The organism is Archangium sp. (assembly GCF_045802675.1).
Classification (GTDB): domain Bacteria; phylum Myxococcota; class Myxococcia; order Myxococcales; family Myxococcaceae; genus Archangium.
Map to the genome: position 1 here is coordinate 134,680 of NZ_JBJMQO010000022.1, position 13,375 is coordinate 148,054.

13 protein-coding genes are annotated in these 13,375 nt (G+C 70.6%); 10 read left to right on the forward strand and 3 right to left on the reverse strand.

Annotated features, from left to right (window positions below; all coding sequences use genetic code 11):
- The first annotated feature begins 135 nt into the window (after positions 1 to 135).
- The 4 genes from ACJ8AN_RS06000 to ACJ8AN_RS06015 all read left to right on the forward strand — a co-directional run bounded on the left by ACJ8AN_RS06000 (position 136) and on the right by ACJ8AN_RS06015 (position 3,459).
- Entirely contained in the window at positions 136 to 696 is a 561-nt protein-coding gene (locus ACJ8AN_RS06000) for a cob(I)yrinic acid a,c-diamide adenosyltransferase (protein ID WP_407754268.1), read from the forward strand.
- 58 nt (positions 697 to 754) lie between these two features.
- Positions 755 to 1,774: a tRNA epoxyqueuosine(34) reductase QueG gene (gene queG / locus ACJ8AN_RS06005; protein WP_407754269.1), complete on the forward strand. Its 1,020-nt coding sequence runs from the start codon at positions 755 to 757 to the stop codon at positions 1,772 to 1,774.
- 89 nt (positions 1,775 to 1,863) lie between these two features.
- Positions 1,864 to 2,253, forward strand: coding sequence for a c-type cytochrome (locus ACJ8AN_RS06010; RefSeq protein ID WP_407754270.1), 390 nt, complete (start codon positions 1,864 to 1,866; stop codon positions 2,251 to 2,253).
- A 231-nt stretch (positions 2,254 to 2,484) separates the two neighbouring features.
- Complete coding sequence (locus ACJ8AN_RS06015; protein ID WP_407754271.1) at positions 2,485 to 3,459, forward strand: DMT family transporter; 975 nt, start codon at positions 2,485 to 2,487, stop codon at positions 3,457 to 3,459.
- A gap of 95 nt (positions 3,460 to 3,554) precedes the next feature.
- On the opposite strand, the gene ACJ8AN_RS06020 is transcribed toward ACJ8AN_RS06015, so the two are convergent.
- On the reverse strand, positions 3,555 to 4,226 hold the full coding sequence (locus ACJ8AN_RS06020; RefSeq protein ID WP_407754272.1) for a hypothetical protein: 672 nt from the start codon (positions 4,224 to 4,226) through the stop codon (positions 3,555 to 3,557).
- 126 nt (positions 4,227 to 4,352) lie between these two features.
- Here ACJ8AN_RS06020 and ACJ8AN_RS06025 point away from each other — a divergent pair, with 126 nt between their 5' ends.
- On the forward strand, positions 4,353 to 5,414 hold the full coding sequence (locus tag ACJ8AN_RS06025; protein WP_407754273.1) for a YihY/virulence factor BrkB family protein: 1,062 nt from the start codon (positions 4,353 to 4,355) through the stop codon (positions 5,412 to 5,414).
- A 13-nt stretch (positions 5,415 to 5,427) separates the two neighbouring features.
- Here ACJ8AN_RS06025 and ACJ8AN_RS06030 read toward each other — a convergent pair whose 3' ends face one another.
- Positions 5,428 to 6,252: a M48 family metallopeptidase gene (locus ACJ8AN_RS06030; RefSeq protein WP_407754274.1), complete on the reverse strand. Its 825-nt coding sequence runs from the start codon at positions 6,250 to 6,252 to the stop codon at positions 5,428 to 5,430.
- A gap of 223 nt (positions 6,253 to 6,475) precedes the next feature.
- Here ACJ8AN_RS06030 and ACJ8AN_RS06035 point away from each other — a divergent pair, with 223 nt between their 5' ends.
- Complete coding sequence (locus ACJ8AN_RS06035; protein WP_407754275.1) at positions 6,476 to 7,390, forward strand: Ku protein; 915 nt, start codon at positions 6,476 to 6,478, stop codon at positions 7,388 to 7,390.
- Between the two features lie 90 nt (positions 7,391 to 7,480).
- Here ACJ8AN_RS06035 and ACJ8AN_RS06040 read toward each other — a convergent pair whose 3' ends face one another.
- The gene (locus tag ACJ8AN_RS06040) at positions 7,481 to 8,089 is read right to left on the reverse strand and encodes a superoxide dismutase (RefSeq protein WP_407754276.1); all 609 of its coding nucleotides are present in this window, start codon (positions 8,087 to 8,089) and stop codon (positions 7,481 to 7,483) included.
- Between the two features lie 156 nt (positions 8,090 to 8,245).
- Here ACJ8AN_RS06040 and mutM point away from each other — a divergent pair, with 156 nt between their 5' ends.
- The 4 genes from mutM (at position 8,246) to dapA (ending at position 13,372) form a co-directional block, all read left to right on the forward strand.
- Complete coding sequence (gene mutM, locus ACJ8AN_RS06045; protein ID WP_407754277.1) at positions 8,246 to 9,103, forward strand: bifunctional DNA-formamidopyrimidine glycosylase/DNA-(apurinic or apyrimidinic site) lyase; 858 nt, start codon at positions 8,246 to 8,248, stop codon at positions 9,101 to 9,103.
- A 77-nt stretch (positions 9,104 to 9,180) separates the two neighbouring features.
- The gene (locus ACJ8AN_RS06050; protein WP_407754278.1) at positions 9,181 to 11,031 is read left to right on the forward strand and encodes a TIGR04551 family protein; all 1,851 of its coding nucleotides are present in this window, start codon (positions 9,181 to 9,183) and stop codon (positions 11,029 to 11,031) included.
- Positions 11,032 to 11,226: 195 nt separating this feature from the next.
- Entirely contained in the window at positions 11,227 to 12,468 is a 1,242-nt protein-coding gene (gene lysA / locus ACJ8AN_RS06055; protein WP_407754279.1) for a diaminopimelate decarboxylase, read from the forward strand.
- 16 nt (positions 12,469 to 12,484) lie between these two features.
- Positions 12,485 to 13,372, forward strand: coding sequence for a 4-hydroxy-tetrahydrodipicolinate synthase (dapA, locus tag ACJ8AN_RS06060; protein ID WP_407754280.1), 888 nt, complete (start codon positions 12,485 to 12,487; stop codon positions 13,370 to 13,372).
- Positions 13,373 to 13,375 lie beyond the last annotated feature (3 nt).

Here is a 13,375-nt window from a genome sequence, read left to right on the forward strand (position 1 = left end):
CTGTGGGGCGCGCGACACTCGAGGACGCGCGACATGCCGGATCTCCAACGGATGCCCGCGGTATGTGCCCGCCGTACACGGCGCCCGCGCTTCCGCTGGCGGTCCCGGACTCGAGCCCGCTAGAAGGGGCGCGCCATGAAGATCTACACGAAGACCGGGGACACGGGCGAGACGGGCCTGTTCGGCGGAGGCCGGGTGCGCAAGGACAGCGTGCGCGTGGATGCCTACGGAGAGGTGGACGAGCTCAACGCCTCGCTGGGGCTGGCGCGCTCGCTGAACATGCCCATGGACCTGGACGCGCTGCTGCAGCGGCTTCAGGACCAGCTCTTCACCGTGGGCGCGGTGCTGGCCACGCCCTCGGGCACCAAGGCCTCCGAGCACATCCCCCGGCTCAAGGACGAGTGGGTGACGGACATGGAGACGGCCATCGACACGTTCGAGACCGAGCTGTCGCCCATGACGCACTTCATCCTCCCGGGAGGCAGCCAGGCGGCCGCCGCGTTGCACCTCTCCCGCACGGTGTGCCGGCGGGCCGAGCGCCGCGTCGTCGCCGCCCTGCGCGAGGGCGAGGCCCAGCAGGAGGCGGTGGTCTTCCTCAACCGGCTCTCGGACCTGCTCTTCGTGATGGCTCGGGTGGCCAACCACCGGGTGGGCGTCGCGGATGTGAAGTGGATACCGGAGAAGCCCTCGAAGTAGCGCCCCCGCACTCTCCGGGGGCTCCCTTGGGGCGGCGGGACGGTTATGTAGGGGAACCGTGAGTCCGCTGCCCACCGCACACCTTCGACAACTCTCCGCACAGGTCGGCTTCGACCTCGTGGGCTTCGCGCGCGCCGAGCCCATTCCTCCCGGGTTCCTCCTGGGCTGGCTCGAGGCCGGCTGCGCCGCGGACATGGACTGGTTGGGTACCCGGGCCGCCGAGCGGCTGGACGTCTCCCTGCTCCTTCCCGGCGCGCGCACCGTCATCGCCTTCGCCACCAACTACTACCGCGATGAGCCGCGCGCGTCGGGCTCGCCCATCGCCCGCTACGCTCGGGGCCGGGACTACCACTCCACCCTGCGCGACAAGCTCAAGGCCTACCGCAAGCTGCTCTCCGAGGCGTACCCCGAGGTGCACCACTACGGCAGCGTGGACTCGGGCCCGCTCATGGAGAAGGTGTGGGCCGCGCGCGCGGGCCTGGGCTACGTGGGCAAGAACGGGTGCTTCATCACCGAGCCCTATGGCTCGTGGGTGCTGCTGTCCGCGCTCGTGCTCGATGCCGAGGTGGATGCGTACGCCGGTGGCCCCACCGACGACCGCTGCGGCCACTGCCGCAAGTGCATCATGTCCTGCCCCACCGGCGCGCTGCTGGGCGGGGGCCGCGTGGATGCCCGCGCCTGCCTCTCCTACCAGACCATCGAGAACCGCCACGCCGAGGTGCCCGAGTCCTTCCGCGTGGAGATGGACAACATCATCTTCGGCTGCGACATCTGCCAGGACGTCTGTCCCCTCAACCGCAGCCCCGTATTCACGCCCAACGAGCGCTTCGCTCCCCGCGCGGTGGCGGAGCTCGGGGTGATGGAGCTGGCCGCGCTCACCCCCGAGCAGTACGAGCAGCTCATTCCCGGCACCGCGCTCGCCCGGGCCAAGTACGACGGGCTGCGCCGCAATGCCGTGTACGCACTGGGCGCCACGAAGCAGGCCGAGGCCCGGCCCTTGCTGGAGCGCCTGCGCGAGGACCCCAGCGAGCAGGTGCGCCACGCCGCGCAGTGGGCCCTCCGTCACCTCGACGCGTAGCGCGGCGGGAAACTGTCCCTTCCCGCCGCTTCTCGATATGCCAGTGCCAGCCCCATCCGGGGCCCTTCCTGCCTCTCAGGAGTTTGACGATGTCCAAGCACTTCCGTCCGTTGCTCGCCGCCCTGTGCGGCGCCACCGTCCTCATGCTCGCCGGCTGCGGCGAGGACACGGGCCCCACCGGCGCCACCTGCCCGACGGGAGGCACGCAGCTCAGCTACGAGAACTTCGGCAAGCCCTTCGCGGACCAGTACTGCACCCGCTGCCACAGCACGACGCTCTCCGGCGCCGCGCGCCAGGATGCTCCCGCGGGTCACGACTACAACACCGCCAGCGGCATCCGCGCCGATGCGAAGAACATCGACGCGTGGGCGGGCTCCGGCCCCGACCGCACCAACACCGAGATGCCGGAGAACGGCACCAAGCCCACCGACGATGAGCGCAAGAAGCTCAGCGAGTGGCTCGCCTGCGGCGCGCCGTAAGGGTGTCCGCCCGCTCTCGCCGGGCTTGATGTGGACGCGCCCTGGTTTCCCCCGTGGAGGCCGGGGCGTTTCTCTTCGCGCTCCCTTCACGGTGAGTCGCACCGCGCCCATGCCCCGCGCGGGAGGGCGCGGATGCATTGCGCTCCTACAGGACAGTTGCAACGCCGTGACGTCTCGAAGCGCCGCGTGGTGTTCCGGGCCCCCGGCCAGTCTGATACGTGACCCCGAGCGATGGGCGCATCCTCCTCCGAAGCAGTTTCTCCGCGACAGGCGCCGCTCGGCAGGGTGTACGCCGCGCTGTTCCTCCAGGTGATGATCAACTCCGGCACGTACCTCGCCGGCAAGCGCGCCATGGAGGAACTGCCCCCCATCACCGTCGTGCTCTGGCGCTTCCTGCTGTGCGCCCTCGTCTTCTGCCTGCTGCTCGCCTTCACGCCCGGCCCCAAGCTGCCGCCGCGCTCCGAGTGGCGCCGCGTGTTGATGCTCGGGATGCTCGCCGGCCCCATCAACCAGATGTTGTTCTTCTACGGGCTGTCGCGCTCCACCGCGGCCCACGCGGCGCTCCTCTACGCCCTCACCCCGCTCGGCGTGTACCTGCTGAGCCTCGCGCGCGGCGACGAGCGGCCCTCCTCCCGCGCCACGTCCGGCATCCTCACCGCGTTCGCGGGCGTCGTGGTGCTGCTGCTCGGGCGCGGACTGGCCTCGGCGCGCGGCTCGTTGGTGGGCGACCTCATCATCCTCGCCGCCGTGTCCGCCTGGGTCGTCTACACCACCGAGGGCAGGCCCTTCGCCGCCGCCCATGGCCCCGTGCGCTCCACCGCCTGGAGCATGGTCGCCGCCACCCTGCTCCTGGTGCCCGTCATGCCCTTCGCGCTGGCTCCGGCCCGCACCTTCTCCGCCAGCCTTCCCGCGCTCGGCAGCATCGCGTACCTCGCCGTCCTCACTTCCGTGGTGGCGTACCTCATCTGGTACTACGCCCTCACCCAGGTGTCCGCCTCGCGCGTGGCCATCTTCTCCAACCTCCAGCCCGCGATGACCGCCATCGCCGCCTGGGTGCTGCTCGGCGAGTCCCTCCACTGGGAGTTGGCGCTCGGCGGCGGCCTGGTCCTCGCCGGGGTGCGGCTCACGCAGAGCGCTCCCGTCGTCCCACGGGCCTCTCCCGTCTCCTCCCAGGAGCAGGCCCCCGTCTCCATCGCCGAAGGGTAGGGCACGGGTTCAACCCGGGGCCCGGGTACCCTCACCCCGGTCCTCTCCCAGAGGGCGAGGGAGGGATTTTGGGGTCATCGGGTGGGGGGCTGGGGTCACTTCCCGTTCGGGTCCCAGTCCGAGATGTCCTTCTTCTTCGGCTCCGCGGGCGGCTTCGGACGCAGGGGCTCCGACGGCTTCGGTGCCGCGGCCTTCGGCGCGGGGGCCGGCTCGGGCTCCGGATCGTCGAAGATGCGGATTTCATCGTCCTTCGCCGCGGCGGGTGCTCGCTTCGACTGCGCCGCCGGTGACGGCTTCGGCGCGGGGGCCGGCTCGGGCTCGGGCTCGGGCTCCGGGTCCTTCATCTTGACCGGCTCCTTCATCTCAGCCGATTCCGTCTGGGCGGCGGGCTCCCCCTCCGAGGCCCGGTAGACGCCCCGGCGCACCCCGTCTGGCGGTTTCGCGGTGCTCGACGCGGGCTTCACGTTGTCGCTGTCGCGCAGGTCGTCGTCGTGTGACGGCTCCCGCATGGCCGGGTCCCGCTCGCGCTGGGGCATCGAATCCAGGTTCGCGTCCCGGAGCGAGTAGTGCCGGGTGGTGCACTCGCTCTGTTCGTGCGAACAGCGCTCCATGCACTGGGTGAGCAGGCGGTACTTCGAGGTGCTGCCCCCGTAGTCGATGGTGCAGTCCTCGCGGCAGGTGGCGAAGTCCTCGCGGCACCCCACGGGGATGGTCCGGTCCGGATCGGCGGCGAGCGTCAGGAGGATGACGAGCGGTAGCGGATGCATGGTGAGGGGAAGGCTAGCAGGCCTTCATCCCCGAGGGGATGCCGAGGGGCCGACCGGCCGCCCGCTGCGCGAAGCCCCACCCGTGACCACCTTCTCGGCTCAACCCGGGACAACGCGGAGGAGGCCATGCCGTTCCGCAAGCCCAGGCACCTGTCGTGGCGCGAGTTCTTCCGGCGGCTCTGGGTGGAGCTCCAGGAGGACGCCGTCACCGAGTGCGCGGCGCAGTTGGCCTTCTACTTCCTCTTCGCCCTCTTCCCCTTCCTCTTCTTCCTGGTGACGCTCGCGGCGTACCTGCCCTTCGCCCCGGGGGCCGTGGACGCCATGGTGGAGCGGCTCGGCCCCCTCATGCCCGCCGAGGCCCTGCAGGTGGTGCGCGGGCACCTCGAGGCGCTCGTCACCAGCTCCCGCCCGCGCCTCATCACCCTGGGCCTCCTGGTGGCGCTCTGGTCCGCCTCGCGCGGCGTGGACGCGCTGCGCCGCGCCCTCAACCTCGCCTATGACGTCCCCGAGTACCGGCCCCTCTGGAAGACGCAGGGGCTCGCCATCCTCATGACGGTGGCGGGCTCGCTCGTCATTCCCCTGGCCTTCGCCCTGTTCCTCCTGGGCGGGCAGCTGGGCGAGTGGATGGCCAACCACCTCCACATGCTCAACGTCTACCACGCCGTGTGGCGGTGGCTGCGCTGGCCCTTCACCGCGGGCCTCGTCATGCTGGTGCTGGCCCTGTGCTACTGGCGCCTGCCCGCCGTGCGCCACCGCTACCAGTTCCTCTCGCCCGGGGCCCTGCTCGCCAGCGTGCTGTGGCTGCTCTCCACCTGGGGCTTCACCCAGTACGTCGAGCACTTCGGCCGCTACAACGTCACCTATGGCTCCATCGGCGGCGCCGTCGTGCTGCTGCTGTGGCTCTACGTCACCGGCCTCATCTTCATCCTCGGCGGCGAGGTGAATGCCGTGCTCGAGCAGGCCGAGGCCGAGGCGGCCCGGGCGCAAGGAAAACCCCCGCCCCTCGAGGCGCCGCGCATCCGGGGTGAGGTCTCCCAGGGCACGGGCCGCGAGCGGCTCGCCTTCTGGCGCCGGCGCCATCGTCTGGCCGGGCGCGCCTCGCCCGAGGTCGAGCCTCCCGCCGAGGTCGAGGAGACTCCCGGCGAGCGGACGCCAGGGGAGCGCGACGAGCACGCCCCCCTGCACTGAAGGCGCCGAGGGCCTACTTCTTCAGGCGCGCCTTGATGGGGGCCAGGCGGTCCGCGCCCAGGTCCGAGCCCGTCAGGTGGTGCTGCGAGATATAGGCGTTGATGTGCTGCGCGCGCTCGGCGCTGGGCGGGTGGGTGCTCAGCCACTTGAACACGCCCGGCGTCTTGCCCTCCTGCGCCGCCAGCTTCTGGAAGAAGGTCTCCAGCGCGTGCGGGTCGTAGCCCACCGCGGACGTGTACTTCGCGCCGAGCTCGTCCGCCTCCGTCTCGTTGCTCCGGCTGAAGGCCAGGCCCGCGCCCGTACCCGCCAGGCTCGCGGCGATCTGCGTCACCGTCCCCGTGTTCTTCCCGAGCGCCGCGTCGATGACGGCCTGCTCGCCGTACTGGAGCATCATCGCCTGCGCCGAGTGCCGGCCCACCACGTGCCCGGCCTCGTGTCCCATCACGCCCGCCACCTCCGCCTCGTTGTCCGCCGCCAGCAGCAGCCCCGTGTACACGTACAGGTAGCCGCCCGGCGTGGCGAACGCGTTCACCGTCTTCGGGTCATCGATGACGTTCACCTTCCACTGCACGCCCTGCCGGTCCTTGTTGGCCTGCTGGAGGAGGCGCGTGGACACGTTGCGCACGTACTCCACCACCACCGGGTCCTCCAGGTACTTGATCTTCTCCTTCGTCTCGAGCTCCTGCTTCACCTGCTGGCCAAGCTGGTTCTCCTGCTGATCCGAGATGAGGATGGCCGCCGCCGTGCGGCCCACGTTCGCCTTCTTCAGCGACGCGCAACCGCTCGTGAAACCCAGGGCCAGCGAGAGGGTCATTACCGCCGAGAGAATCCGCCTCATGATTCCGCCTTTCGTCGCGTGGTGCTGCCAGACGACCGGGCGTCGTACTCAGCGCCCCGGGGCTCGGCAAGCCTCGCGTGCCGGATGTGTGGACCTGGATGGAACGCGCGCGGGCAGCCGTCCCGGCGGGCCCCCGGCCGTGCGCGCGCAGTGCCTTGCCGTCCTTCCGGGCGCTACGGAATCTAGGAGACGGCGCCCCGTCGGGTGCCCCAGGGAGGCCCCCATGTCTCGTCCCGTCTGGACCGGCTCGCTCGGCTTCGGGCACGTGCACGTCCCGGTGCGGCTCTACGGCGCCGTGTCGGCGCGGCAGGTGCAATTCAACCTCCTGCACGACGCGGATGGTGCCCGCATCCAGCAGAAACGCGTGTGCTCGGCTGATGGCGAGGAGGTGCCCTTCGAGCACGTGGTGAAGGGCTACGAGCTCCGCCCGGGCCATTACGTGGAGGTGACGCGCGGCGAGCTCGAGGCGTTCGATCCCCAGGCCAGCCGCACCGTGGACCTGGAGGACTTCGTCGAGTTCTCGGAAATCGATCCCATCTTCTTCGACACCACCTACCACGTGCTGCCGGGTGAGCAGGCGTGGAAGCCGTACGCGACGCTGGCCATGGCGCTGCGGGCCTCGGGCCGCGCGGGCATTGGCCGGCTGGTGATGCACATGAAGGGGCACCTGTGCGTGGTGTGGCCGCATGGGCGGGGGCTCGTGCTCTCCACGCTGCACTACGCGGACGAGGTCATCCCCCAGGAGAGTTTCTCCGAGGTGTCCCTGCCCGGGCCCCGTCCCGTGGAGCGCGAGGTGGAGGCCGTGCTCAGCGCCATCGAGGCGCGCACCGTTGGCTTCGAGCCCCAGCGCTACCACGACACGTACCGCGAGCGGCTGCTGGCCTTCCTCGACCGGCGTGCCCACAAACAGGAGCCGCGGGAGGTGCCCGAGGCCCCCCGTGCCCGCCGGACGGGCAGGGCGGCCGCGAGGACTCCCGCGGTGGGGAGGGGAGTGGTGCGCGGCGAGGTGACGGAGCTCTCCAAGGGGGGCTCGCTGCGGCTGCGCCCGCAGGCGGCGCGCGAGGCCCGCGAGCCCACCGGAGGCCCGGGACGCAAGACGACGGGGAGCCCCCCGGCCCGGACGCGCCGCAAGAAGTGAGGGCGTGGGGCGCCAGGGCCCCGAAACGACGACGGCGGACGGGCCCCGTGAGGAGCCCCCCGCCGCCGGGAAGCGAGCTGCCCGAGAGGACTACTTCTTCAGGCGCGACTCGCAGGCCTCGAAGTCGATGTTCTGGAAGTAGGCATCGACGTACTTGGCGCGCTCGAAGGGCTTGTAGTCCGGCACGAAGGCGTGCTCCCACGCGTCCATGACGATGATGGGCGTGTAGCCGGCGATGTTGCCGTTCTCGTGCAGCGTCACCCAGTGGTTGGAGAGCCAGCCGGTGCGCGGATCCTGGAAGGTGATGGCCCAGCCGATGCCCGGCGAGGTGCCCACGGCCTTGAAGTCCGCCAGCCAGTTCTCATAGGAGCCGAAGCTCTGCTCCATGGCCTGCTTCAGCTTGCCGCCCGGCGTGGTGGCGCCGCCCGGCTTCATGTTGCCGAAGTAGTACTCGTGCAGGACCATGCCGTTGTACTCGAAGCCCATGCGGCGGGTCATCTCGGCGTAGGCCGGGTTGGAGCCGGCGGCCTCGCCCTTGGCCTGCAGGCCCGAGAGCAGCTCGGTGAGCTTGTTGGTGCGGTTGACGTAGCCCTCGTACAGCTTGAAGTGCGACTCGAGCACCGCGTCGCTGATGCCCTTGAGTCCCTTGAGGTGGGTGAACTGCATCGGCGAGTACTTCTTCTGCGGCATGTCGGCCATGTGGGGCCTCCAAACGGGGAGCGAAGTGAAGTGAAGAAGGGCGTCCCCTTGTACCGGGGGGGCGCCGCCTTTCAGGGGGTTGTTTCGCGCAGATGTGCGCGCGGCAACAAGTAAGAAATGCGTCCCAGGTGCGCATGGTGTTATTCCGCGCACGCCATGCCCGAGCTTCCAGAAGTCGAAATCGCCCGGCGCAACCTCGTCCATTGGCTGGACGGCCGCCGCGTGGTGCGCGCCGAGGCCGATGACACCCGGGTGTTCCGCGAGGCCCGCCGGGAGGACTTCGCCCTCCTCCAGGGGCGCCTCGTGTCCCTGGAGCGGCGTGGAAAGTACCTCCTCTTCACCTTCGAGGGGGGGAGGGGCCTGCTGGGCCACCTGGGGATGACGGGCCGCTTCGTCCGCCGCCCCGAGGGCGCCCCCGTCCCCTACAGCCGCGCCCGCTTCCACCTGGACTCCGGGGACGTCATCCACTTCGCCGACTCGCGCCTCTTCGGGCGCCTGGAGCCATGCGCCGCCTCGCGCCTGCACGCCCTGGACGCCGTGAAGGAGCTGGGGAGGGACCCGCTCGCCGATGGCCTCACCGCCGCGCAGTTGAAGGAGGCGGTGGGCGGCTCGCGCCAGGAGCTGAAGGTGGCGCTGATGGACCAGGGGCGCGTGACGGGGCTCGGCAACATCCATGCCGCCGAGGCGCTCTACCGCTCGGGCCTGCACCCGGCGCGCGCCCCCGGCTCGCTCACCGACGCCGAGTGGCGGCGGCTGGCCGAGGCCATCCACGCCTCCATCACCTTTGGCCTCGAGGAGCAGCAGGGCGAGGAGCCCGCGTACCTGGAGGACGGTGCGGAGAACCGTTTCCTCGTCTACGGTCGCGCCGGGACGCCCTGTGCCCGCTGTGGCACGACGGTGGAATCCTTCGCCCAGGGAGGCCGCACCACCCATTGCTGCCCGCGGTGCCAACCGAAGACTCCTGGCCGTAAACCCCCGGACGGACGCCGGAAGACGGGTGCTCGCCGTCGTTGACACCCCCCGTCGGGTCCGCTTGACTCGCCCGCCCTTTGCACCCGCCGCACTCGCGCGGCACCGGAGAAGAACCCCCTATGTCGTCCAACGCCCTGCTGGCGGCCCTGCTCGTCGCCTCCGCCACGGCCACCGCCCAGACGCCCGCGCCCCAGTCCGGGACGCCGGCTCCCGCCGCCCCGGAGACCACCGCTCCCGCCACCCCGGAGCCGGCCGCCGACTCCCCCGAGGAGCGCATCCGCCAGGAGGTGGACAAGCGCGTGGAGGCCGCCAAGCAGGAGATGCGGGAGGAGATCCGCGCGCAGCTCGCCACCCAGTCCCTCGCCAGTGACTGGCAGGAGGAGTGGACGGAGGAGAAGCGCAAGCTGGAGCTCTTCACCATGGACGGCTACTACCGTCTGCGTCCCAACCTCTTCTACCAGTTCGACCTGGGGAAGATTCAGGACCGGCGCCTCTACCCGTCCGGGCGTCCCACGGAGAAGACGCTGGCGGGCGCCGACATGCGCCTGCGCCTGGAGCCCACCTTCAACATCTCGGAAGAGGTGCGGGTGAAGGCGCAGATCGACGTGCTGGACAACGTGTTGATGGGCTCCACGCCCAACAACAGCTTCCCCAACGACGGCTTCCAGCTCTTCGACGTCTTCAACGACGGGCAGACGGCTCCCAGGTCGGCCCTCAACGCGCTCAAGGACTCGCTCATGGTGCGCGAGGCCTACGGCGAGGTGTCCACGCCGGTGGGCCTCTTGCGCTTCGGCCGCATGACGGCGCAGTGGGGCCTGGGGCTGCTGCGCAACGACGGCAACTGCCTGGAGTGCGACTACGGGGACGTGGTGGACCGCGTCATGTTCGTCACCGAGCCCTTCGAGGGCTTCTACGTGACGCCCATGCTCGAGTTCAACAGCGAGGGCAGCTACGCGTACCCCAACGGCACGCAGGGCCAGCCGGTGGACCTGACCAACGCGGATGACGTGCACAGCTGGGTGCTGGCCATTGCCCGCCGGGACACCCCGCAGCAGACGAAGGCCAAGCTGGACAACAACCAGGGCGTGCTCAACTACGGCGTGCACTTCAGCTGGCGCACCCAGCGCTACGCCTCCGCGGGCCTCTACACCTCGCTGCCCACGTACAACCCGGCGGATGGCTCGGTGGGGCCGAGCGTGTTCGTGCCCCGCGACGCCACGCTCTACATCCCGGACGTGTGGCTGCGCTACGAGGAGAAGAAGTTCCGCGTGGAGTTCGAGCTCGCCGCCTACGTGGGCTCCATCAACAACCGCGCGCAGACGCCGCTGGAGGCCAACGAGCCCACGCTCAACCAGCGGCTGGACGTGGTGTCGTTCGGTGGCGCGGCGGTGGGCGAGTACCGGCTGCTCAACGGGCAGCTCAACATCCAGCTGGAGGTGGGCTTCGCCTCGGGTGACCGGGCTCCGGGCTTCGGCGCCTATCCGGGCCGTCAGCGTCCGCCGCGCGCCCTCACCCCCTTCACCCAGCCGGGCGATCTCGACGGTCCTCAGTTCAACTGCGGCCAGCTGGGCCAGGGCGGCGGCTGCGTCGACAGCTACATCCGCAACTTCCGCTTCAACCGCGCCTACCGCGTGGACAGCATCCTGTGGCGCGAGCTCATCGGCACCGTGACGGACGCCGCCTACGTGAAGCCCACCCTGCGCTACTCGCTGGCCCACGGCTTCGACGTCTTCGGCAGCGCCATCTACTCGCAGGCCATCTACGCCGAGTCCACGCCCTCCTTCACCAGCCGGATGCTGGGCATCGAGACGAACCTGGGCGCCCGCTACGAGACGGAGGACGGCTTCGTGGCGCGCATCGACTGGTCCGTGCTCTTCCCGCTCAGCGGCCTGCAGGAGCTGCAGGCGGACAACCAGCGCGAGCTGGCCACGGCCCACGCCATCCGCGGCACGCTGGGCATCCGCTTCTAGGCAGGAGACGTTCATGTACCGGCTGCGCGGTTTCGTCGTACTGCTCGGCCTCGTGGGGCTGGCGGCTTGTGGCATCAAGGGCAATCCCCGCCCGCCGCGGCCGCCCCCGCCCTCCACTCCCGAGACACAGCCGCCGGCGGAGGCGCCGCGCGGCCCGTTGTCTCCCTCGCTTCCTCCACCCGACGCTGGGACTCCGTGAATCACTTCGCCTACCGTAAGCGTGTCCTGCACGCCGAGGAGGTGCCCCTGCCGGCCATCGCCGAGGCGGTGGGCACCCCTGTCTACGTCTACTCCACCGCCACCCTGCGCCGGCACTTCCGGGTGGTGACCGAGGCCTTCGGCGAGCACCCGCACCTGGTGTGCTACGCGGTGAAGGCCAACTCCACCCTCGCCGTGCTGCGGCTGCTCGCCCAGGAGGGCAGTGGCTTCGACATCGTCTCCGGCGGCGAGCTGGCGCGCGTGAAGGCCGCCGGCGGCGAGCCCGGCAAGACGGTGTTCGCCGGCGTGGGCAAGACGGCCGAGGAGATGGCCCAGGCCCTCTCCGCCGGCCTCCTCTTCTTCAACGTGGAGAGCCCCGAGGAGCTGGAGCTGCTCGACGCCGTGGGCCGTGCCCAGGGCAAGCGCGCGCCCTTCGCCCTGCGTGTGAATCCCAACGTGGACGCCCGCACCCACCGTCACATCTCCACCGGCCTGAAGACGTCCAAGTTCGGCGTCCCCTTCGAGGACACGGCCGCCCTCTACGCCCGCGCCAAGAAGATGAAGGGCCTGAAGGCGGTGGGGCTCGACTGCCACATCGGCTCGCAAATCACTCGCACCTCGCCCTTCAAGGCCGCCCTCACCAAGATGGCCGGGCTCTACAAGGAGCTGCGCGCCCAGGGCCACGAGCTGCGCTACCTGGACGTCGGCGGCGGCCTCGGCATCACCTACACCGAGGAGACGCCTCCCAGCCCCGCCGAGTACGCGCGCACCACGCTCTCGGCCGTGGGCGACACCGGCGCCACCGTCATCTTCGAGCCGGGCCGCCTCGTGGTGGGCAATGCCGGGGTGCTCGTCACCCGCGTGCTCTTCCGCAAGCAGACGCCCGCCCGCCAGTTCGTCGTGGTGGACGCGGGCATGAACGACTTGATGCGCCCCGCCCTCTATGACGCCCACCACGGCCTGCAGCCGCTGGTGCAGCGCCGCGGCAAGGAGGTGGAGGTGGATGTGGTGGGCCCGGTGTGCGAGTCCACCGACGTGCTCGCCCGCCAGCGCAAGTTGGTGCTCCCAAAACAGGGCGAGCTGTACGCGCTGATGACCGCCGGGGCCTACGGCATGAGCATGGCCTCCAACTACAACTCGCGGCCCCGGCCGGCCGAGGTGCTGGTGGACGGCGAGGCCTGGCGGGTGGTGCGCGAGCGGGAGAGCTTCGAGGACCTCTGGCGCGGCGAGCGGCCCTGAACGTATAAGCCGCGGTATGAAGACTCTCGAAGGCTCCATGACCGCGCTCGCCACTCCCTTCCGGGAGGGGGCGCTCGACGAGAACGCCTACCGTGCGCTCGTCCGGCAGCAGATCGCCGGCGGGACGAGCGTGCTCATCCCCATGGGCACCACGGGCGAGGCGGTGACCATGTCGCCCGAGGAGCGCTTGCGCGCCGTCCGGGTGGTGGTGGAGGAGGCCGCCGGCCGCGTGCGCGTGGTGGGCGGCGCGGGCTCCAACAGCACCGCGGAAACCATCGAGGGCGTCAAGCGCGTGCGCGAGGCCGGGGCCGACGGCACGCTCCTCGTCACGCCGTACTACAACAAGCCCACGCAGGCGGGCCTGGTGGAGCACTACCGCGCGGTGGCCAAGGCGCACCCGGGCTTCCCCATCGTCGCCTACAACGTGCCGGGCCGCACCGGCGTGGACCTGCTGCCGGAGACGGCGCAGCGCCTGTGCGACATCCCCGAGGTGGTGGCCCTCAAGGAGGCCACGGGGAACCTGGCACGCGCGGTGGACCTGGTGGAGAAGTGCGGCGAGCGCCTGACGCTGCTGTCCGGCGATGACTTCACCGTGCTGCCCTTCATCGCCTGCGGCGGCAAGGGCGTCATCTCGGTGTCCTCCAACGTGGCGCCGCGGATGATGGCGGACCTGGTGGCCGCCGCCCGCGCGGGCGAGCTGGCCAGGGCGCGCGAGCTCCAGGTGCGGATGAACGAGCTGCACCGGCTGCTCTTCATCGAGTCCAACCCGATTCCGGTGAAGTGGGCGCTGCACAAGCTGGGGCTGTTCGGCCCCGAGGTGCGCCTGCCGCTGGTGCCCATGACCGAGCCCAACGCGAAGAAGCTCGAGGCCGAGCTGCGCAAGCTGGGCCTCGTGCAGGGCTGAGTC